We start from the raw sequence: 20,037 nt of genomic DNA on the forward strand, positions 1-20,037 counted from the left end.
CAAATGCTTATAATGATTGTGCTTTCAATAAACTTCGCTGCATTGCCATTTATATAAATGCAAATGGCGTAAAAAAGGCTTGGCAAACTACCAAGCCTTATGATTATAAAAGCCTTGTCCGACTTAGGCAAGTGTTATTCTTGTCAAGCCTAACAAATGTACGCTTATGCGCCTGCACACGCCTGCAGATCGCTGACGACTTGTTTCCAAATCTCTACAAAGTCATCACTACCGCCGCTCATGTCTTCTTGCTGAATACTGACAGTGACATTGCCAAGCTTATTTTTAATGCCATCAGAGACTGGACCTTGTGACGCAAGACACATGGCAGGCTTCGGGCGAGTATCAGATAAGTGCTTGATTTGGCTTGCTTTTGGGCTGATATGATGATCAGGTGTCAATGCGCCGGCGAATTTTAATTTGGCAGCAGTTTCGATGTATTGAAATGCATCGTGATACGCCCAATATGGCTGAACTTGCGTCTGACCGACTTCAGCGACGGCAGCGTCCATTTTTTTGATAAAATCATCAGCATTGGCTTGATATTTGGCTTTGGACGCAGGATTGGCATGACCATGAATCACCGCAAGCGCCTTGACGATGGCTTTGGCATTGGTCGGATCGAGCCAAATGTGCGGATCTTGGGTATTTGTGCGCGCTGTGCCATCGATGTTTCTGAGTGGATGGCGCGTAAAAGCATTGAATTTCAATAAACTAATGGCATTGGGCGCATTGTCCAGTGATTTGACAAGATTCTGCTCCAGATCACCGCCGAACCATACGACGAACTGACTGTCTTCGACAAGCTTCACCTTGCTTGGTGATAATGCACCGTGATGACCAACATCGCCTGCACCTAATAAGACTTCAGCATCGTGATCACCTTGGGTGACGGCATTTGACAATAGCGCAAGCGGATAATTACTCACGCTCACAACCCCTGCCCATGCACTGATGCTCATCGTGGCAGCAGCGATCAGCGCGCCTTGTTTTAGGGTGGTTTTTATCATTGATTTCATAACAAACTCACTTTTTGATTGTCATTTTTGACTGTTATTCGCTTATGATTTGAAAAATTCGCATCTTGAAAAATTCACACAAAGTCGCATTAACTGTTGCGGATTTTGTACCTTGGTTATTATTGACAAAAGAATGCCGCTTTTAATGGTCATTTTGCTTCATAAAATCAAGTCAAGTATAGCACAACTACCAAATCTATGTTATACTATTTCTATATTTTATTTTTGAATAATTGATTATTTATTGAACAGATTATTTACAATTGACCAACAAATTTATTTGGCAATTTGTCTAAAGTTGTATAGTCAAGGCGCATCAATTAGCATATAATATAACGCACTGTGTTTGGACGCCTTGGAGCTTCGGTTCTTGGGCGTTTTTTATGTTTTACCGATGGTTTCCACCATCATTCGGGGTTTAAGTATGCAAGCCACCACTTCACACGACGCACACGATGCGTGCCATTTCCACCAACACGATGTCTATCACGGACATCACAACGATCCTGTTAAGCGTATGCAGGATGCCAAAGATTATTGCCTAGAGCGTGGTGTGCGTTTCACCCCTTTGCGCGAAGAAGTATATGCGCTGATTTTGGCGGCAGATAAGCCGATGGGCGCTTATGACTTGATCAGTGCGCTGCAATTAAGCAGACAAAAAAAAACGCACTTAGCACATGAAAAGCACAAAAATATCGCCCCACCGACCGTCTATCGTTCGCTTGAGTTTCTACTGAATGAAGGCTTGATTCACCAGCTAAGCTCAATGAACGCCTATGTGCCTTGCTGCCATCCGCGCTCAAATCACGCTGCAGCCTTCTTGATTTGTCGCGTGTGCGAAAAAGTCGAAGAATGCAGCAACCTGCCAGTCAATGCGATGATGAATTTTGCCACCGATGATGCCAAATTCGCCATTGAGCGCAGTGTCATTGAACTAAAAGGTGTCTGCCGTGACTGCCAAGGCAAGCATTAAGCCCATCCTTGATCTACAAAATATCAGCTACCAAGCGGCTGACGGGGTGATGCTCGTCAGCCATATTTCGCTTGCCATTGAATCAGGTGAGATGATCAGCCTGATCGGCCCAAATGGTGCGGGCAAATCGACTTTGGTGAAGCTTATCTTGGGTCTGTTAAAGCCCACGCATGGCACATTGATCAAAAACACCAAGCAAATCAGCTATGTGCCACAGCGATTTAGCGTGCCTAGCATTCTGCCACTGCGTGCCATTGACCTACTTGCCCAAGCGGATGGCAAACGCCTAAACGCCGACCAAAAAGCCTATCTGTACGATCAGCTATCCATCACGCCACTGCTGAATAAACAAATGCATCATCTGTCAGGCGGTGAGACGCAGCGTGTACTGCTTGCGCGTGCTTTATTGGATAAGCCTGATTTGCTTATTCTAGATGAACCGATGCAAGGTCTGGATCCTGAAAGTGAAGCGTGGCTGTATCAGTTCTTAGATGAGTTGCCTGAGTTTCTGCGCTGTGCGATGCTTGTGGTATCGCATGATCTACATTGGGTGATGAAAGGCTCGCGCCGTGTCATCTGCCTGAATAAACACATCTGCTGTCAGGGCGTGCCAAGCCAAATCGCGCTGTCGCCTGAGTTTACGCAGCTGTTCGGTTATCAAGCGCCGTATATCCATGAGCATAGCCATTGTGAGCATCATTTGGATCATTATGACCACAGCCACAATCATAGCCATGACCACGCTGCGCACACGCACCATTCTGATTCTGTGAAGTGATCTGTTATGACTGATTGGCTTTCGATACTCGCCCCCGCTTGGATTGCAGGCTCATTGCTTGCGCTACTGTCTGCACCATTGGGCTGCTTGGTGCTGTGGCGGCGCGTGGCGTTTTTTTCTGATACACTGGCGCATGGTGCGCTACTTGGCGTGGCATTGGCAGCGTGGCTATCCCTGCCTTATGATCTGGGCATCGGTATCGTCAGTGCGGTCGTGGTGCTGGTGATGACCGTGCTGAAAGATTCGCGCCTGCCTAATGATGCCACCCTTGCAGTACTGGCATCGACTTTGCTTTGCTTAGGTTTATTGACGCTTACACAGCTGACGCAGCAGCAAGCCAATGTCTTGGGATTTTTATTCGGCAATCTATTAGATGTCGATTGGGCGGACTTGCCGCGTCTTGCGATTTTGATCGTCATTGGACTTATCATCATGGCAGTGATTTGGCAAGCACAAGTCAAGCTCGCCACTTCTGAAGCACTGGCGCAAATCCAAGGCATCAATCCCACTCGGCAGCACATCTTTTTTATGGCGCTCCTGGCAGGCTTTTGTGCTGTGGCATTACAAGCGGTTGGCAGTCTGCTGATCAGTGGTCTACTTGTACTGCCTGCCTTGATCGCGCGACTATTCGCGCCATCGCCAAAGATGATGGTGATACTGGCGATGATCTTTGCACAAATTGCCGTCACTGCAGGCATCTGGGGCAGCGTCTGGCTGGATATCCAAACAGGGCTTGCGATTGTGCTAATGCTTGCCGTGGGGTTTTTTAGCACTTTTGGCGTGAAAAAATTACTTGGCAAATAAGCTTACTATTTAAAAAATCACCAAAAATTTATCAAGAAAATTCACTGAGCTTGACTGACAAACCCATGACCTATCCCATCACCGCTTTAAGCAGCCGAACTGATACGCTGAACATTTGCCAGATTTCCGATTTGCATTTGACAGGCAAAATCGGACACGCGCCTAGCTATCAGCAATTTTTGACTGTTTTAAAGCTTGCCACTTACCATCATCCCGCGCCTGATTTGCTCTTATTGACGGGTGATTTGGTCAATGATGGCAATCGCGATGCTTATGATTGGCTGTTTGATACGCTTGACCGCACAGACATTCCCTATCTTGCCATCGCGGGCAATCACGATGTCACTCATGAAATTGGTACAAGCCTGCCTTACCCACAGCGACTGCACATTCCCATTAATCCTGATGCGCGCCTGCTTGATCGCCATGCTGTGATGCTAAATTTTGCCGATACAGCATGGCAATTATTATTAATAAACAGCGCGGTCAATGGCGAAACTCATGGCGCACTGCCAAAGCCTACCCTTGACTGGCTAGATCAACAGCTTACCCAAAACCCCGCTCCTGCCATCATCGCCATGCACCATCACCCGCTGCCAGTGCGCTCGGCTTGGATTGATGCTTATGTGCTTGATAATCAAGATGATTTTTGGCAAATTATTAAAAAACACCCCCATGCCCACACCGTGCTGTGCGGTCATGTCCATCAAGTCCACACCATACACCCCCTAGCTGATCACCCTGTTCAGCTGCTCACCTGCCTATCGACCGACCGCCAATTTGCACCATTTTGTGATGAATTTCGTCTTGATGACGCGCCTGCTGGCTGTCGCATGATACATATTAGCAACAATCACACCCTATCAAGTTACATTATTTTTATGCAAAATACGCCACCATTCGCAGAGTAGTGCGCAGTATGGTAGCCCAAAGTTATGCCCAAAGCTTGTGGCAAGCCGCTGTTTACTCTTGAATTTTATTAATCAAACACCATTAATTGTCAAAAATTTTCTGATAATTGGTAAATTTTCAGAAATTAGATTGGATATTTTAATTATTTTTTGCTAAAGTGATGGCGGTTTTTTGCCACCTGCGGCAATCATTGGCGAGATTTTCGCCTGTTTTTACCCATAAGGACTACAACGGGATGACCAACGCAACTACTTTTGCACCATACCAACCTGCCAAAGATGAAGACTATATGTCTGATGCGCAATTGGCACATTTTCGCACAATTTTGACCAATTGGCGTGAAGAGTTGGTGACCGAAGCTGAGCGTACCAAGCAACACATTCATGAAGAAACCAGCACCATGCCGGACATCAATGACCGCGCAACCCAAGAAGAAGAATTTGCCCTAACGCTGCGTGCGCGTGATCGTGAGCGCAAGCTGATCCGCAAAATCGAAAAATCACTGCTGGAAATCGAAACAGGCGACTATGGCTACTGCGAAACTTGCGGCACTGAGATCGGTCTGCGCCGCCTAGAAGCGCGCCCAACCGCGACGCAGTGCATTGACTGCAAGACTTTATCAGAAATCAAAGAAAAACAAAATCACGGTCAATGATTTGTTTTGATTGAATAAAAATTCACTTTTATTCAAAATTCACCACATCTGATGAGCATCGTACCTGTTGGGCGTTTTGCCCCTTCACCGACCCATCATCTGCACTTAGGCTCGCTGACGACTGCCGTGGCGAGCTTTTGTCATATCAAATCTTTGGGCGGCAAGTGGCTTGTGCGTATCGAAGATGTCGATTTTGAACGCTGCAAGCCTGAATATACCGACAGCATTTTGCGTGATTTGCAGAATTTGGGGCTGTATTGGGATGATGAAGTCATTTATCAGTCCAAGCGTGTGGCAATCTATGATGACTATCTGCACGGTGCGCTTGCTCCCTTGTGCTATGCCTGCCACTGCACACGAAAGCAGCTCGATGACCATCGCCAAAGCCACCCTGTCGCACACGCACTCAATGCACCCATCGTCTATCCGCGCCTATGCCTGCACAAAAATCTCTCTTGGCAAAATCGCGATAGTAAAATTCGCCTACAACTGCCCGATGTCGCGACCGCCTTTGTCGATGGCTTACAAGGGGTGATATGGGATAATCCTGCCAAAAGTCTAGGCGATGTCGTCGTCAAACGCCAAAATCAAATGATCAACTACATCCTAGCCTGCGCCATTGATGATGGATTACAAAACATCAGCCACATCATGCGCGGACTTGACATCATGCCGATGACGGTCGCGCAGCTTGCCATCATCAAGGCGTGTCGCCTGCCTGTGCCAAGTTATTTTTATCATCTGCCACTATTATTCAATAATCAAGGGCAAAAGCTATCAAAGCAAAATCTTGCCACGCCGATTGATACGCGCCGCCCTGCACCGCTCTTGGTGCGTGCGCTGGATTTACTTGGTCAAAAAACCACCCCTGAAATGGCAAGCGCCACGCCCGATGAGATTCTTACTCACGCCATTGAACATTGGGACAATGCGCCTTTGATGAATAAAGAGCAGCTTGCGATCATCGCATAAACTACCTTTATGGATTGCCCTAGCTCAGCTGATATTCAGCCAATCAGCCTAAGCGATTTTTATAGTCGTTTAAAAGCAAAATGAGACTAGGCAGCGAGCCGCAGATAGTATATAGAGTACAGCAAGACGAGCGGGCGCAGTATCATTTTAAATTTATAGACTATGTCTTTAAAAATTTCAATCACCCACGCCCTTTCTTCACGCATTTTAATCCTTATAACTGTAGCAAAGCACCAAAGTTTCATGATAAGATACCAAGGTAATAACTAAAAATTAAGGATAGGACAATGTTAATCGAATTTACCAAAATGCACGGATTGGGCAATGATTTTATGGTCATTGACCTAGTAACACAACGCATGACACTTACACCAGAGCTTGTGCGACTGCTTGCTGATCGTCGCATCGGCGTGGGTTTTGACCAGTTATTGATCGTCGAGCCGCCATCGCGTCCTGATGTGGATTTTAAGTACCGAATTTTTAATGCCGATGGCTCAGAAGTCTCACAATGTGGCAATGGCGCGCGCTGCTTTGCATCCTTTGTGCAAGCGCGCAAATTATCATTCAAACAGCGCCTGCGCGTCGAGACTGCAAGCGGCATCATCGTACTGACCACCGACCGCTATGGCTGGGTGCAAGTGGATATGGGTAAGCCAAAATTTGAACCTGATCAAATCCCATTCGCCCCAAAAGCCATCACCAAAATCGGCAACGCCTATCGCCTAGATGTCGATGGTGAGCCTGTGCAGCTGTATGTGGCAAATATGGGCAATCCGCACGCGGTGATCAAGGTCGATGATGTGCTGAGTGCTGATGTCGAGCGTTTGGGTAAATTGATCGAATCGCATGAAGCCTTCCCTGAGAAAGTCAATGTCGGCTTTGTACAAGTAGTAAACCAACGCCACATCCGTCTGCGTGTCTATGAGCGCGGTGTCGGCGAAACCCAAGCCTGCGGTACGGGTGCGTGTGCAGCGGTCGCGACAGGTATCCGCGAAGGTTGGTTGGATGAAGGCGTGGACATTCGCGCACAGCTGTATGGTGGCAGCCTTGCGATCCGTTGGCAAGATGGCTACTCGCTGATGATGACAGGTCCGACAGCCTTCGTCTATGAAGGGGTCTTTAGCCCAGATGGTCTGGCGGCATCGGCAGGTATCAAGCTGGGTGCTGACAACAGCGAGACTCTCTAATCCATCATGCGACTGTCCGCTGCATTGACACGCGCCCTGCCTACCGCAGATGGCACTGCTGATAGCGATGGCAAAGCGACTGATAAATCCAGCACACACGCCATCGCGCCACATGATGACCTTGCCCATCTGCCGATATGGGCGCATCTGAATGCCTATTTGGACAGTTTGGCTTATCATAATTATTCTGATCGCACCATCGCCACTTATCAGCTGGCATTGGTGCAGTTTTTGCAGTTTTTGACCCAATCACACAAGCCCATCGATCCACTGACCTGCACGCGGCAGATGCTGACGCAGTTTTTTGGTACGCGCCTGGAAGAAGACACTATCAGCACCGTCAGCGCCAAGCTTGCCCTATCTGCCATTCGCAGCTTTTATCAATATCTGATTACTCAAAATCTCACCACGCACAATCCCACCACAGGCTTTCGGCTAAAGCCCGCCCCGCGAAAGCTCCCCCGTGTCGCCGATGAAGAGCTGATGCGCCGCTTGCTTGAGCAGCCGATGCCTGATGATGCCGCCAAAGCACGGCTGTGGGTGCGCGACAAGGCGATGTTTGAACTGATGTACAGCTCTGGACTGCGCGTCTCGGAGTTGGTCAGTCTTGATGTCGATGATATTGATCTGGATCATGGCGTGGTGCGCGTACTGGGTAAGGGCAAAAAAATGCGCCAAGCCCCTGTTGGCAGCCTTGCCATTCGTGCCATTCGCGACTATCTGCCGCACCGCGATCTGTGGCAAGAGCAGAACTCTAGCGCGCTATTTATCAGCGAACGCCACGGCACACGGTTGTCAGTGCGTGCAGTGCAGCTCAGGCTCAAAGCATGTGCCGCTAGCGCAGGCATTGATCTAAATCTACACCCTCATCTACTGCGCCACTGCTTTGCATCGCATATGCTCTCAGCCAGTGGCGATCTGCGCGCGGTACAAGAAATGCTCGGACACAGCAACATCGCTACCACGCAGATTTATACCCAAGTGGATTTTGGCACTTTAAGCCGCATTTATGACAACAGCCATCCGCGCGCAAGCATGGTGAAAACCGTGAAAAAACCGCAATGACACTGGCTTTGATGGTATTTTGACAAGATTTGCCTAAATTTTATACAATCCACTTGATAAATTGTTAAATATTGTGAGATTTGCTGATTTTTTGGGCTAAATTCTTTATAATAAATCTTATTATCGGATGCACTTTGCCTTGAGCGGGTGCATATTTTTTTGACATTATCTGATTATTTATAATTATTGAATATATTTTTCTATATTTTGAATAATTTATAGTCAAACAAATTTGGAATAAGGCCAGGAAAACAAGCAAAGTCTCACAAGATGGCACTACGAGCGAGTTTGACAGAGTATTATTTCAAAGTTAGCAGACTATAACTTTATAATAATTTGATAATAAACTTAAGCTATAGTTGTTTTTATGAAAAAAATTTTGCGTCTTATCGCGGTGCTGATTGTTTTGGCCCTGATTGCAGCACTGATTTTCTTATTCCGCAATGTCGCGACCAAGCCTGTACAGACTGACAGCAACGAGCCTGTCGTCGATGCAGTGCTGATCGGTGGCGGCATCATGAGCGCGACACTGGGTACTTATTTGAGCGAGCTTGAGCCTGATTGGCAGATTCACATGTATGAGCGACTTGATCAGGTCGGACAAGAAAGCTCGAACGGCTTTCACAATGCTGGCACAGGTCACTCAGGCTTTATGGAGATGAACTACACCGCCGAAGCAAAAGATGGTAGCATCGACATTGAGCGCGCGGAGAAAATCGCCAGTCAGTTTGAAGTCTCAAAGCAGTTTTGGTCTTATCAAGTCAAACAAGGTCGCCTAGGTACACCATCAAGCTTCATCAATCCTGTGCCACACATCGGCTTTGTGTGGGGTGATCAGGTTGATTTTCTAAAGCGTCGCCATCAAGCGATGATCCAATCGCCATTGTTTAGCGACATGGTCTATACCGAAGATAAGGCTGAGATCGCCAATTGGGCGCCGCTTGTCATGCAAGGTCGTGATGCTGCGCAAAAAGTTGCCGCCACACGCATGGATATCGGTACCGATGTCAATTATGGCGCGATCACCACGCAGCTTGTGGATGGTCTGAACAAGCACCCAAACTTCAAGCTGTCAGTCAATAGCGAAGTGACGGGCATCAGCCGTAATGATGACAAGACTTGGACTGTGAGTGTGAAAAACCTACAAACAGGCGAAACCACGCACACCAAGACGCGCTTTGTATTCGTCGGTGCAGGTGGTGCAGCGATTAAGCTGTTGCAGTACACCGATCTGCCTGAGAGTAAATATTATGCAGGCTTCCCTGTCGGCGGTCTATTCTTGATGACTGATAAGCCTGAAATCGTCAAGGCGCATAATGCCAAAGTCTATGGCAAAGCTGAACTTGGCTCACCACCGATGTCAGTACCGCACATTGATACGCGCTATATCGATGGCAAACAATATGTGCTATTTGGCCCATTTGCGACTTATTCTAATAAGTTCTTGAAAAATGGCTCGCAGCTTGATTTGATCAATTCGGCCACCAAAGACAACGCGCTACCAATGGCGAAAATCGGTCTTGAAAATACCGATCTGGTAAAATATCTGATCAGCCAAGTGATGCTAAGTGATGCCGAGCGTCTAAAAGAGCTACAAAAATACTATCCAGAAGCTAAGCTTGAAGACTGGAAAGCCTTCCAAGGCGGTCAGCGCGTGCAAATCATCAAGCAGCTACCAGGTGAGCCTGCCAAATTGCAGTTCGGTACCGAGATTTTTGCTTCACAAGATGGTTCTGTGACCGCACTACTGGGTGCATCACCGGGTGCATCAACTTCACCACACATCCTGCTAAACCTACTTGAAAAAGCCTTCCCTGAGCAAGTGGCGGGCAAATGGCAAGGCAAACTGCAAGAAATCATCCCATCTTATGGCAAGGATCTGTCAAAAGACCCTGCGCTACTGGATAAAGTGCGTGCCGAGACCAGCAAAACACTGGGTCTGGTCTATACCCCAAAAGGCGTGCAAGCACTGCCAGCACCGACTGATGCAGCTGCGGTAAAAGCCCTGAATGAAACTTCACAAGAAGTCATCATTCCTGCTGCGAAATAATCGCTAAGCACAATAAAAAACCAAGCATCAGATAATGCTTGGTTTTTTTTGTTTGGGTTTGGTTGCTGGCAAACCACGACACAATCTGTCGCACTACCATGTTATACTTGATGAACAACCAAACCAAACAGGCAGGCAACCATGCATCCGATCAATGAATTTTATCTAGGGCTTACAAAGACGCCATATTTTGATTTTGGTTTAGAGGATCTGTGGCAGCTACCGCCAAACTTTATCAAAATGCAGTATCTGTATATTGAGTGGTTATTTCCGATTGATCACTCTTCTAAATGGAACAGAACTGTGCCGCTGCTGCTTGGCGATGATTTGATTTTCTTTCGCACCAATCTCGAAATCCAACAAAAATTCTTAACATCCTTTGATAAAATCATTCAGCATTTTGGCATCGAACGACAAGGCACTCAAGTATTTGCCACAGACACGCTCAAATCACAGCAGTATTGGCTACAAGAAGTCGGTCATCAAGAAAAGAAAATCAGCCGCATCATCCGCTCGCTGGCTTGGTGCGGTCAGTTTGAATTGGCAAAAAACCTACAAACTTTGGCACTTGAACTGATCGTAGAAAAAGGATATCTTAAGCCAAATACTTTAGAGATTTGGCGACATTTATTGGATGAATATCAGGAATGATGATCAACTCACCGCCCAAAATACCGCTGCAGACCTGTCAAAAGCAGATTCTCATCCACGGTAGCATGATCCAAAAACGGCATCAAAGTCATCGCCCCACCGCCTGTCAGAATCAGCTCAAACGCATCATACTGCGCCTGCAGCTGCTTGATCGCACCGACAATGCCAAATAAAATCCCATGATGCACCGCGTCATCGGTCGTCACACCCAAGGCAAGATCATCAAATCGCCCTTGCTTGACGCCGATCTGCTGCGTTCCTGCATACAGCGCATGACGCTGCATATAGGCATTGGGCAGGATATAGCCGCCCAAATGCACGCCTTGATCGATCACATCCATCGTCAATGCCGTGCCACAGCCGACGACACACTGACGACGCGCACCATCGACCGCACCGAGCATCTGCAGCCAGCGATCCACGCCAAGCTGCTTTGGGTCATAATGGCTGTGCAGCTTAGGGTGGCGATCATTGACTTTGGCAAATTCATAAGGCACGCCAAGCTCATCAAGCGTCTCGGCGATTTTGCCATTGATTTTCTCGCCCAAGACGCTTGAGATACCGACAAACTGCGGATGAAAGCGAATAAAAGTACCGAACAAACCCATCAGCAGCTCATTGGGCGCTTTTAGATGCTCTTTGGCGTCCGATGCGATGACTTGCCCATCATCGATCAGCCAATATTTTAATCGGGTATTGCCCAAATCCAGCCAAAGCACCGTCATTGATTATTCCTTTTTATCATTTTAATTTAAATTTATCAGTTAAGCAGATTGAATCATACCGGCGAATACACGCTCAATACTGCCTGCATTTTCTAGCAATAACGCCCCTTGATCATCAATCCCCACGCACCGCCCTGCTTGGGTGACTACCTGCATCTCATCGCGTGCATAGACCTTGATTTCTTTACCTGTCAAGATGTGCGCCTGATTAAACACATCAACAAAATCCAATCGCGCGCGCTCATCATCGAGCTGATTATGCCAATGGATCGCTTGGCAAACCGCCTGACACATCGGCTGATACAGCGCGTGCGCCGTCGGTACATCGGCGATGGTGGCAGCGTCGCACAGATCTTGTAGGCAGGTCGCTTGATACAGACCATCTTTGATCAAAGGACTGCTTTTGACATTGAGCCCTATACCCGTGATGACACCGACCAATCCTGTCTTGTCATCACGCCGCACATACACAGGCTCAATCAAAATCCCAGCAAGCTTCTGAAACAGATGGCGCGTATCGTCATAATAGCCGACATCATTCGCCCATTTGACACCCACTTTGCCAAGCCCTGAGCGCACGCGCACATCATTGATGGCATTAATGATGGGTAACTGCGATAAAGTCAGCCCTACACTTAAGGATAATAAACCACTTAAGCGGTGCAGCCCAAAGCCATCAGCCGCCACAGACATCGGCACATACAAGGACAAAAACATATTGCCCACGCCACTCACCCACGATCTACCGTGCTGCCCACGCCCCGCACTCTGTGCATCAGCCGTCCATAGATGTGGGCGGCTTGGGTCGAGCCTGCCTTGCGTCAGCGCGGTCATCAGCTGTGTGTTGGTGCTGTCGGTCAGCGCGTCGTGGTGGTGATTGGCGTGGATCTTTTGCCAAATTGCTTGCCACTGCTTTTGCCAATCGCTCTGTTCCTTGTGCAAATCATCCATCGTATCAACTGCGCGAATATTCATTCAAAAAAATGCCGTCACAAATTTGTAAAAAATTGCGTTATAATAACACATCTTTCAGCAAAAATTGGACAAAACAATGATTTATCTATGGTTTATCATCGCAGGGACGATTGCAGGACTGTGCGCAGGATTATTCGGCGTCGGCGGTGGGATGGTGATTGTGCCTGCGCTGATTTGGATTTTGGCATATTATGGCTTGCCAAGTGAGATCGTTCCCCATGTCGCGGTCGGCACGGCATTGGCGACCATCATTCTGACTTCCATCAGCTCGATGTCAGCACATCATAAGCGCGGCGGTGTGCGTTGGGAAATTTTTAAAAATATGGCAAAAGGCTTGGTGCTGGGCAGTCTTGTCGGTGCTTGGGTGGCGACGCTGATCGATGGCGCGATGCTACAGGCTATCTTGGGCGGTGGTGCGATTTTGATGGCGGTAAAAATGCTGTTTTTCCCCAACCAAGAACGCCTTGATGTTCCGCCGCCTGCTGATTATAAGCAATCTTTGGCAGGGGTTGTGATCGGTCTGTTATCGGCGGTTTTTGGTATCGGCGGTGGCAGTCTGACCGTGCCATACCTAAGCCAAAATGGCGTACCGATGAAACAAGCCGTCGGCACTTCTGCGGCGTGCGGTCTGCCGATCGCCATCGCTGGCGCGCTTGGTTTTATGTGGTTCGGTCATGCTGATGTCTCGCAGATGGATGTCGATGGCTTGATTGGCTTTGTGCATATCGGTGCATTTGTCAGCATCAGCATTGTCAGCTTTGTCATGGCAAAAGTCGGCGCACGCCTTGCCCATGCCCTGCCTGCACAGACGCTCAAGCGCGCTTTTGGCGTGTTGCTGATGGTCGTCGGCGCGCAGTTGATGGTGAGTGGTTGGTTGTAGTTTTAAATCATTATCAATTTATTTAACATACTTAAGGGTGCTGGTAATGCGCCCTTTTTTATATCAATCATAAATCCATCTGCAAATCCACCCTACGGGCTGTAGGTTGAGTTGGTTTTTGGCAAAACTTAATTTATGTTTAGCATTGCTCTTTGAATTTGTTGGATTTCGTGCCTTAACTTAACCTACGGGCTACTGTACTTATCAAAAGTGTTGGCCGGGGTTAAAAGCAGAAATATCAGATATATATATCATTACCGCCTCAAGGAATTTATCAATATTATTAATATCATAAACCATTTCCCCAGGTCTTATTTTATGAAAGCTAAATTTTGAAAAAGTTCCTACATCATCATCCTGAAAGGATACGATTGCCAAAAATTCAGAGTTTTCTAATAGAGTCCATTTTTCAATAAATCTTTTTAAAAAAGCTATAGATTGTAAAAATACCTCTGAATTCACATAGTCATCAATATGTATCATGTTCAAAGATATCTCCATTCCTGATATATCGGTATGCACTCTTCTTATATACTCTTGAGAAATTATTTTATCATCATATTGACTTGTGTATGCTCCATGAAAAAATATACCACCAGCTTTTTTTTCAAATTCCAAGTTTAATAATTCATATAGGTTTTGATTAATATCAATAATGTTAATATTATTGATATTATTTAATAACTTAGCCATTTTATTATTAATTACAAACATTATTTCTCTCCCAAATATTTCAAGCCCGTGGGTTGAGCTTGCAAAACCCAACATTTTTCTATGAAAATAACTTTTTTTATTTAATAATGATGTTGAATAATCGGGTTGGTTTTTGGTAAAACTTAATTTATGTTTAGTATTGCTCTTTAAATTTGTTGGGTTTTGTGCCTTAACTTAACCTACGGGCTACAGGCTTCTTTCTTTTTCATGTTTGGGTTTGTCAAATCAGAACCGCAGGGTGCGACACCGCTCCAATACACCACAAATATTTGATTTTTTATGGTGAATTTTGCAAATTTTTTGGTAAATTTACACATTGGGTATTTTACCGGTGCGCTCAGCGCACCCTACGGTACTAAAATGTCAAGATTTTTATGATGGGGTGTTTTTTATGGATTATTATGAAAATTTTCTAAATGATGAATAACAGCTTAATATCGCGGACTTTCTTTATTGGCGGCGATGATTGGGCTGTTTTCATAGACATTGAGCACATAGCCGATGATCATACTTGAGATCAGAATCGACGAACCGCCATAGCTGAAAAACGGCAAAGTCAAGCCCTTGGTCGGACCGATACCAAGATTCATCAAGATATTGATCATCGTCTGCCCAAAGAACATCACCGCAAAGCCAAACACCGTGTAGGAAAGAATCATCTGACGACGCTTGAATGCCATATAGCTGATCGCCATCATTGAGAAAATCACCACAGCTTCTAGGAGAATCACCACCAGCGAGCCAATCAAGCCCAGCTCTTCACCTGTGATCGCGAACAAAAAGTCAGTGTGCGCTTCAGGCAGATAGGACAGCTTTTGGATACTGTCGCCATAGCCTGTGCCTGTGATGCCGCCACGCCCAAGCGCCAACAGACTGTTCGCCTGCTGATAGCCATCACCAAGAAAATCATTGAACGGATCATCCATGATGCTCGATATACGGCGCATACGATAGTCACTGGTTATCACAAACAAAGCAAGCATGCCTGCCGCAACGACCGCAACAGAAACATACTGATACAGCGGCGAACCTGCGATGAACAACAAAACCAACATCGTGGCGATAATCACCGCAAAGCTCCCGAAGTCAGGCTGCAAAATCAACAAACCACACAGCGGAATACACGGAATCATCAAGCGAAACGAATAAAACACACTTTCGCGCACATCCGCCGAACGCCGCACGACATATTCTGCCGTGGTCATGATCATCACCATCTTACACAGCTCAGCAGGCTGAAAATTACCAAAACCCAAGTCGATCCAGCGTTTCGCGCCATTGATATCCACGCCAAATATCAAGGTAGCAAGCAGCAGCACCCCTGTGACGATCCAGCCGATGACCATCAGCTCAAAACTGGCTAGAATTTTTAGTTTAACTTTATAAACCACATAACCAGCTGCCAGACCTAGAATCATATAGCCCAACTGACGATAAAAAAACGCCAAGTCGCTCATACCGTGCTGCTGTGCAAACGGAATGGATGCGGACGCGATCATCAGCAAACTTAAGCAAGCCAACAAACCCAAGCTTGTCAGCAAGAGCGTGCGGATCGATGGTACATAGGGCAGATGTTGTAGGCGTTGGATCAAACGATTAATAAAATCAAAACCTGCTTTGGCAGGCGAAACGGTCTCAGGCATGGCACTTCGCTTGAAAAACTAAGAAATAAATAACCTAATATTATACCGAGTTTTTGCCAAGAAATGTTGTAATTTCGCGGTTTGTACGCATATTTTTATCATCAAACAACTTAAAATAAGACGATACAGCATGATTTTAAAATTGGCAGGCTATATATAAAATCAGCCTTTGGGCAATATGCACCCAAAGGCTGATTGATGTCTTGGTAAGGTTACAGCTTAAGTGCGCAATGCCTGCACCATCTTGACAAACTGCTCGCCGCGATCGCCATAGCTTTTGAACTGATCAAAACTTGCGCACGCAGGCGATAGCAGCACCGCCTTGGCGTTACTTTGGCTGGCTGCCGCCACTGCCTTATCTAGCGTGCCGATTTCTACAAGCTTAGACTGCACACCATCATCACCCGCGATCAGACCTGCCTTGATCACTGGCGCATCGACGCCGATCAGATACACAGTATCAACCCAGCGCGCGACATCGGCGCTCAATTCGCTAAAATCCTGACCCTTGCCCATGCCACCCAAAATCAGCGCAAGCGACCCTTCGCCATAGACCGTGCCAAGCCCTGCGATTGCTGCGATGGTTGAGCCGATGTTTGTGCCTTTTGAGTCGTTAAAATATGCCTTGCCATCGACTTTATCGACATATTCGCAGCGATGTGGCAAACCTTTAAACTCAGCCAACACCGACAGCATCGCCGCCATCGGCAAGCCTGCCGCACTGCCGAGCGCCAAAGCAGACAAGGCATTTAATAAATTGTGCTTACCTTTAATCTTCAATGCATCTGCCGCCATTAGACGCGTCTGCTCATGGTACAACGCCAAGCCTTGCCCATCATCATACAGATAAAACTCTGCCGCCAACTTATTCAATGAGCTATCTGTGCTGATGATAGCAGCATTTGGTGAGAGATTTTGTAAGGTATTCTTACAAGTATCGGCAAGCTTGGCATCATCTTGGCAGATCACTGCTGCTACCGCACCATCAAAAATACGCAGCTTCTGCGCCAAATAATCATCCATGCCATCATGACGATCCAAGTGATCCGCCGAGATGTTTAAGATCGTCGCGGCAGCTGCATTTAAGTGGCTGATATGCTCCAGCTGAAAACTTGACAGTTCAAGTACCGCGATTTGTAGATTGTTAATTTTTAATAATTCTAAAGCAGGCGTGCCGATATTACCGCCCACGCCTGTCACCAGTCCTGCAGCTTTTGCCATCTCACCGACCAAAGTCGTTACGGTGCTTTTGGCATTGGATCCTGTGATGGCGACGATCGGCGTATGCGTGCCAGCAGCGACATCACGCGCCTGTATTGCATCGATGAACAGCTGCACATCGCTGATGACAGGAATGCCGCGCGCCTTGGCAGCAGCGACTGACTCGATACGCGGATCAATTCCTGGGCTAATGACAATCTCATCGACACTGCCCAATAGCACGCCGTCAATCTGCCCAAAATGACGCGCCACGCCATCAGGCAGCTGATCTGCCAAGCCTGGATTGGCATTGCCATCGGTGACGGCGACCGTATGCCCTTGCTCGACCAAAAAATTCACCGCCGATAATCCTGAGCCACCCAGACCGATGACAGCATAGCGTTTGGTAGTCATGAGAATTCCTTATAATTGTCAAATAAAAAGCTTGGTTTATTTTAACAAAATTTTCACCGCTCGGGTGATTTTTATCAGCCTTGTGACAGTTGGCATTCTGGCAATTTTTTTATATAATAAATCTACTACTAAGCTCATAAGCCCAAGGAATAATCATGAAACTGATTTCTGCTGTCATCAAACCCTTCAAACTCGACGATGTGCGTGAAGCATTGTCAGAAATCGGGGTGAACGGCATCACCATCACCGAAGTCAAGGGCTTTGGTCGCCAACAAGGTCATACCGAGATGTATCGTGGCGCAGAATATGTGGTGGACTTTTTGCCAAAGATCAAAATCGAAGTCGCCTGCAGTGATGAGATGGTCGATCCGATCATCGAAGCGATCATGAAAACCGCCAATTCTGGCAAAATCGGCGATGGCAAGATTTTCGTTACGCCACTTGAGCGCGTCATCCGCATTCGCACAGGCGAAATGGACGAGACCGCCCTATAATTTCATCAATAAGCAAGCCTAAGTGCTTGCTTTTTTATTGGTGTGTTTATACAAATAAAAAATGATCGCCCAATGTGACTTGGACGATCATTTTGTGCTTTTTTAATTTAAGATTTTAAACAAAGCTGATTAGAATGCGATGTGTGCACCGATAGCAGCCATGTTTGCATCTTTTGATAGGTAGTTATAACCGATCTCTAGACCGACATTTGAAGTTGGCTTGTAGCCCAGTGCCACACCACCAGCAACGCCAGTTTTGTCAGAATTTAGGTACTGTGCGTCGTTGCCACGGTATTCAACATCAACTTCAGTTTTTGCTACACCCAGTTTTGCTTTAGCATAGATTGGGGTATTGTTGAAGTTGTAACGGTAAGTACCGTATAGACCATAAGTCTTCACATCACCTTCTAGTGCACGGTTGTTCGCGGTGAAATCTTTGGTGTCAGTGCCTAGATATTCTGCTTCGACACCGAAGTTTTGGTCGAAGTTATAGCCGCCGTACACACCGTATGCAGTTACATTGCCGTCGATTTGGTCAGCGTCGATTGTACCGACTTTAACACCCACATAAGGTTGTGCTGCTTCTGAAGCGCCATAGCTGATGGCTGCGTTCGCGCTCATGGCAAGAACTGAAGAAGCTGAAAGAGCAAGTAGTGCTTTAGATAGAGTTTTCATCGTTTTGTCTCCTTATTGAGTGATTAAACAAGATGGCGATTAGTGATTATCGCGTCATCTCAAACGATGGGTTTATAGTAACAAAATATTTCATACTGACTGTGCGTGTTTTGGATATTCTATGTAAAGTTTTGCAAAAATTCGCCCACGTCAAGCAACACTATATCCCAAACTGCAACAAAATGTGTCAAATCTCTCTAACTTTGCCAAAGATTGCGCAAATCTCACCGCGCACTTGGCATGATTTTGGCAAATTCTGTCTAATTTTTAATCAATTTTGCCCAAATCACCCAAATAAGCACAGATTTTCATCATCAAAATTACCAAATTTATTCATACTTTTTCTTTGTCAATCACTGATGACTGATAATTTTTGATAATTGATGGGGAAAATTGGGTGAAAATTGATTAAATTTTGAGCAATGTTGCGCAGTTTAGTGAAGTTTTCCAAAATTCTTAGGCTGTGTTACAATCAACCAAAGCACAAATTTGGGAAAAATCTGCCAATTTTGATGATTTTTGGGCAAATTTTCGCCAAATTGACGCAACTTCGATGATTTTATAAGGATAAGCTATGAAAAAATTACTGATTTTTGATCTCGATGGTACGCTGATCGACAGCGCCAATGAGCTGGCGGCGGCGGTCAATGCCATGCTGACACGCCTGCAGCTGTCGTGCGTCGATAATAACACGGTCAAAAGCTGGGTGGGCAATGGCTCGCACAATCTTGTAACACGCGCACTGAATCATCACGGACAAGATGATGCTACTGCCATCAGTGCAGCACATGAGATTTTCTTAGAAGAATATGCCAAAATCGCAAGCGATACCAGTGAATACACAGGCGTCAGCGATGGACTAAAAGCCTTAAAAGTCCGTGGTTTGACACTTGCTTTATGCACCAATAAACCTGAGCGATTTTTACCTGCGATTCTTAAGCAGATGGCTTGGACGGACTTGTTTGACATCGTGCTTGGCGGTGATAGTCTGCCGACGAAGAAGCCTGATCCTGCACCGCTTTTGCACATTTGTCAGACGCTAGATATCGCCATCGATGATGCGGCGATGATCGGTGATTCGAAGAATGATATCTTGGCTGGGCAAGCTTGTGGTATGGCCACACTTGCGCTGCGCTATGGCTATAACTATGGCGAGCCGATTGATCTGACCAAGCCCGATTACGCTTTTGATGACTTTAATGAGCTTGTGGCATATGTGCTCAAGTCCGCCTAAGCCAATGCTAAGCTTAA

General features: G+C 46.5%; 20 protein-coding genes. 13 read left to right on the forward strand and 7 right to left on the reverse strand.

Going from position 1 to position 20,037, the window contains the following annotated elements; all coding sequences use genetic code 11:
* Positions 1-164: 164 nt before the first annotated feature.
* A complete protein-coding gene (locus tag NGM44_RS03040) occupies positions 165-1,010 on the reverse strand; it encodes a metal ABC transporter substrate-binding protein (RefSeq protein WP_253224194.1) in 846 nt (281 codons plus the stop codon).
* 433 nt (positions 1,011-1,443) lie between these two features.
* Between NGM44_RS03040 and NGM44_RS03045 the strand changes: the two genes are divergently transcribed.
* The 10 genes from NGM44_RS03045 to NGM44_RS03090 all read left to right on the forward strand — a co-directional run bounded on the left by NGM44_RS03045 (position 1,444) and on the right by NGM44_RS03090 (position 11,066).
* The gene (locus tag NGM44_RS03045; protein ID WP_253224195.1) at positions 1,444-1,992 is read left to right on the forward strand and encodes a Fur family transcriptional regulator; all 549 of its coding nucleotides are present in this window, start codon (positions 1,444-1,446) and stop codon (positions 1,990-1,992) included.
* A complete protein-coding gene (locus tag NGM44_RS03050; protein WP_253224611.1) occupies positions 1,970-2,770 on the forward strand; it encodes a metal ABC transporter ATP-binding protein in 801 nt (266 codons plus the stop codon). Before NGM44_RS03045 ends, NGM44_RS03050 begins: the two co-directional genes overlap by 23 nt.
* Positions 2,771-2,776: 6 nt before the next feature.
* On the forward strand, positions 2,777-3,574 hold the full coding sequence (locus NGM44_RS03055; protein WP_253224196.1) for a metal ABC transporter permease: 798 nt from the start codon (positions 2,777-2,779) through the stop codon (positions 3,572-3,574).
* Between the two features lie 65 nt (positions 3,575-3,639).
* On the forward strand, positions 3,640-4,485 hold the full coding sequence (locus NGM44_RS03060) for a metallophosphoesterase (protein ID WP_253224197.1): 846 nt from the start codon (positions 3,640-3,642) through the stop codon (positions 4,483-4,485).
* A gap of 161 nt (positions 4,486-4,646) precedes the next feature.
* A complete protein-coding gene (gene dksA, locus NGM44_RS03065) occupies positions 4,647-5,141 on the forward strand; it encodes an RNA polymerase-binding protein DksA (RefSeq protein ID WP_371923526.1) in 495 nt (164 codons plus the stop codon).
* Positions 5,142-5,192: 51 nt separating this feature from the next.
* Complete coding sequence (gene gluQRS, locus NGM44_RS03070) at positions 5,193-6,113, forward strand: tRNA glutamyl-Q(34) synthetase GluQRS (protein WP_253224199.1); 921 nt, start codon at positions 5,193-5,195, stop codon at positions 6,111-6,113.
* Between the two features lie 287 nt (positions 6,114-6,400).
* Positions 6,401-7,300 carry a diaminopimelate epimerase gene (gene dapF, locus NGM44_RS03075; protein ID WP_253224200.1) on the forward strand — a complete coding sequence of 300 codons (900 nt, stop codon included), beginning with the start codon at positions 6,401-6,403 and terminating at the stop codon, positions 7,298-7,300.
* Between the two features lie 6 nt (positions 7,301-7,306).
* Positions 7,307-8,365 carry a site-specific tyrosine recombinase/integron integrase gene (xerA, locus tag NGM44_RS03080; RefSeq protein ID WP_253224201.1) on the forward strand — a complete coding sequence of 353 codons (1,059 nt, stop codon included), beginning with the start codon at positions 7,307-7,309 and terminating at the stop codon, positions 8,363-8,365.
* Between the two features lie 367 nt (positions 8,366-8,732).
* Complete coding sequence (gene mqo, locus NGM44_RS03085) at positions 8,733-10,415, forward strand: malate dehydrogenase (quinone) (RefSeq protein ID WP_253224202.1); 1,683 nt, start codon at positions 8,733-8,735, stop codon at positions 10,413-10,415.
* Between the two features lie 141 nt (positions 10,416-10,556).
* The gene (locus NGM44_RS03090; RefSeq protein WP_253224203.1) at positions 10,557-11,066 is read left to right on the forward strand and encodes an opioid growth factor receptor-related protein; all 510 of its coding nucleotides are present in this window, start codon (positions 10,557-10,559) and stop codon (positions 11,064-11,066) included.
* An 8-nt stretch (positions 11,067-11,074) separates the two neighbouring features.
* Here NGM44_RS03090 and NGM44_RS03095 read toward each other — a convergent pair whose 3' ends face one another.
* A complete protein-coding gene (locus NGM44_RS03095; protein ID WP_253224204.1) occupies positions 11,075-11,791 on the reverse strand; it encodes a pantothenate kinase in 717 nt (238 codons plus the stop codon).
* 39 nt (positions 11,792-11,830) lie between these two features.
* The gene (locus NGM44_RS03100) at positions 11,831-12,766 is read right to left on the reverse strand and encodes a biotin--[acetyl-CoA-carboxylase] ligase (RefSeq protein ID WP_253224205.1); all 936 of its coding nucleotides are present in this window, start codon (positions 12,764-12,766) and stop codon (positions 11,831-11,833) included.
* 76 nt (positions 12,767-12,842) lie between these two features.
* Between NGM44_RS03100 and NGM44_RS03105 the strand changes: the two genes are divergently transcribed.
* Positions 12,843-13,646: a sulfite exporter TauE/SafE family protein gene (locus NGM44_RS03105; protein ID WP_253224206.1), complete on the forward strand. Its 804-nt coding sequence runs from the start codon at positions 12,843-12,845 to the stop codon at positions 13,644-13,646.
* 204 nt (positions 13,647-13,850) lie between these two features.
* On the opposite strand, the gene NGM44_RS03110 is transcribed toward NGM44_RS03105, so the two are convergent.
* The 3 genes from NGM44_RS03110 to murD form a co-directional block, all read right to left on the reverse strand.
* Positions 13,851-14,414, reverse strand: coding sequence for a hypothetical protein (locus tag NGM44_RS03110; protein ID WP_253224207.1), 564 nt, complete (start codon positions 14,412-14,414; stop codon positions 13,851-13,853).
* Positions 14,415-14,791: 377 nt separating this feature from the next.
* A complete protein-coding gene (locus tag NGM44_RS03115) occupies positions 14,792-16,003 on the reverse strand; it encodes an FtsW/RodA/SpoVE family cell cycle protein (RefSeq protein ID WP_253224208.1) in 1,212 nt (403 codons plus the stop codon).
* 219 nt (positions 16,004-16,222) lie between these two features.
* The gene (gene murD, locus NGM44_RS03120; protein ID WP_253224209.1) at positions 16,223-17,617 is read right to left on the reverse strand and encodes a UDP-N-acetylmuramoyl-L-alanine--D-glutamate ligase; all 1,395 of its coding nucleotides are present in this window, start codon (positions 17,615-17,617) and stop codon (positions 16,223-16,225) included.
* Positions 17,618-17,772: 155 nt separating this feature from the next.
* Here murD and NGM44_RS03125 point away from each other — a divergent pair, with 155 nt between their 5' ends.
* Positions 17,773-18,111: a P-II family nitrogen regulator gene (locus tag NGM44_RS03125; protein ID WP_253224210.1), complete on the forward strand. Its 339-nt coding sequence runs from the start codon at positions 17,773-17,775 to the stop codon at positions 18,109-18,111.
* Positions 18,112-18,240: 129 nt separating this feature from the next.
* Here NGM44_RS03125 and NGM44_RS03130 read toward each other — a convergent pair whose 3' ends face one another.
* Positions 18,241-18,786: a porin family protein gene (locus NGM44_RS03130; protein WP_253224211.1), complete on the reverse strand. Its 546-nt coding sequence runs from the start codon at positions 18,784-18,786 to the stop codon at positions 18,241-18,243.
* A gap of 574 nt (positions 18,787-19,360) precedes the next feature.
* On the opposite strand from NGM44_RS03130, the gene NGM44_RS03135 reads away from it, so the two are divergent.
* Positions 19,361-20,020, forward strand: a complete 660-nt coding sequence (locus NGM44_RS03135; protein ID WP_253224212.1) for a phosphoglycolate phosphatase — start codon at positions 19,361-19,363, stop codon at positions 20,018-20,020.
* Positions 20,021-20,037 lie beyond the last annotated feature (17 nt).

Origin of the sequence: Moraxella sp. FZFQ2102 (assembly GCF_024137865.1) — a bacterium.
Taxonomy (GTDB): Bacteria; Pseudomonadota; Gammaproteobacteria; order Pseudomonadales; family Moraxellaceae; genus Moraxella.

Bases quoted from the DNA above. Each gene is read 5' to 3' on its own strand.
- NGM44_RS03105 (WP_253224206.1), top strand. From the start codon at position 12,843: ATGATTTATCTATGGTTTATCATCGCAGGGACGATTGCAGGACTGTGC.
- murD (WP_253224209.1), bottom strand. From the start codon at position 17,617: ATGACTACCAAACGCTATGCTGTCATCGGTCTGGGTGGCTCAGGATTA.
- mqo (WP_253224202.1), top strand. From the start codon at position 8,733: ATGAAAAAAATTTTGCGTCTTATCGCGGTGCTGATTGTTTTGGCCCTG.
- NGM44_RS03095 (WP_253224204.1), bottom strand. From the start codon at position 11,791: ATGACGGTGCTTTGGCTGGATTTGGGCAATACCCGATTAAAATATTGG.
- NGM44_RS03040 (WP_253224194.1), bottom strand. From the start codon at position 1,010: ATGATAAAAACCACCCTAAAACAAGGCGCGCTGATCGCTGCTGCCACG.
- NGM44_RS03110 (WP_253224207.1), bottom strand. From the start codon at position 14,414: ATGTTGGGTTTTGCAAGCTCAACCCACGGGCTTGAAATATTTGGGAGA.
- NGM44_RS03125 (WP_253224210.1), top strand. From the start codon at position 17,773: ATGAAACTGATTTCTGCTGTCATCAAACCCTTCAAACTCGACGATGTG.
- NGM44_RS03115 (WP_253224208.1), bottom strand. From the start codon at position 16,003: ATGCCTGAGACCGTTTCGCCTGCCAAAGCAGGTTTTGATTTTATTAAT.
- dksA (WP_371923526.1), top strand. From the start codon at position 4,647: ATGGCGGTTTTTTGCCACCTGCGGCAATCATTGGCGAGATTTTCGCCT.
- xerA (WP_253224201.1), top strand. From the start codon at position 7,307: ATGCGACTGTCCGCTGCATTGACACGCGCCCTGCCTACCGCAGATGGC.
- NGM44_RS03055 (WP_253224196.1), top strand. From the start codon at position 2,777: ATGACTGATTGGCTTTCGATACTCGCCCCCGCTTGGATTGCAGGCTCA.
- NGM44_RS03100 (WP_253224205.1), bottom strand. From the start codon at position 12,766: ATGAATATTCGCGCAGTTGATACGATGGATGATTTGCACAAGGAACAG.
- NGM44_RS03135 (WP_253224212.1), top strand. From the start codon at position 19,361: ATGAAAAAATTACTGATTTTTGATCTCGATGGTACGCTGATCGACAGC.
- NGM44_RS03060 (WP_253224197.1), top strand. From the start codon at position 3,640: ATGACCTATCCCATCACCGCTTTAAGCAGCCGAACTGATACGCTGAAC.
- NGM44_RS03130 (WP_253224211.1), bottom strand. From the start codon at position 18,786: ATGAAAACTCTATCTAAAGCACTACTTGCTCTTTCAGCTTCTTCAGTT.
- dapF (WP_253224200.1), top strand. From the start codon at position 6,401: ATGTTAATCGAATTTACCAAAATGCACGGATTGGGCAATGATTTTATG.
- gluQRS (WP_253224199.1), top strand. From the start codon at position 5,193: ATGAGCATCGTACCTGTTGGGCGTTTTGCCCCTTCACCGACCCATCAT.
- NGM44_RS03090 (WP_253224203.1), top strand. From the start codon at position 10,557: ATGCATCCGATCAATGAATTTTATCTAGGGCTTACAAAGACGCCATAT.
- NGM44_RS03045 (WP_253224195.1), top strand. From the start codon at position 1,444: ATGCAAGCCACCACTTCACACGACGCACACGATGCGTGCCATTTCCAC.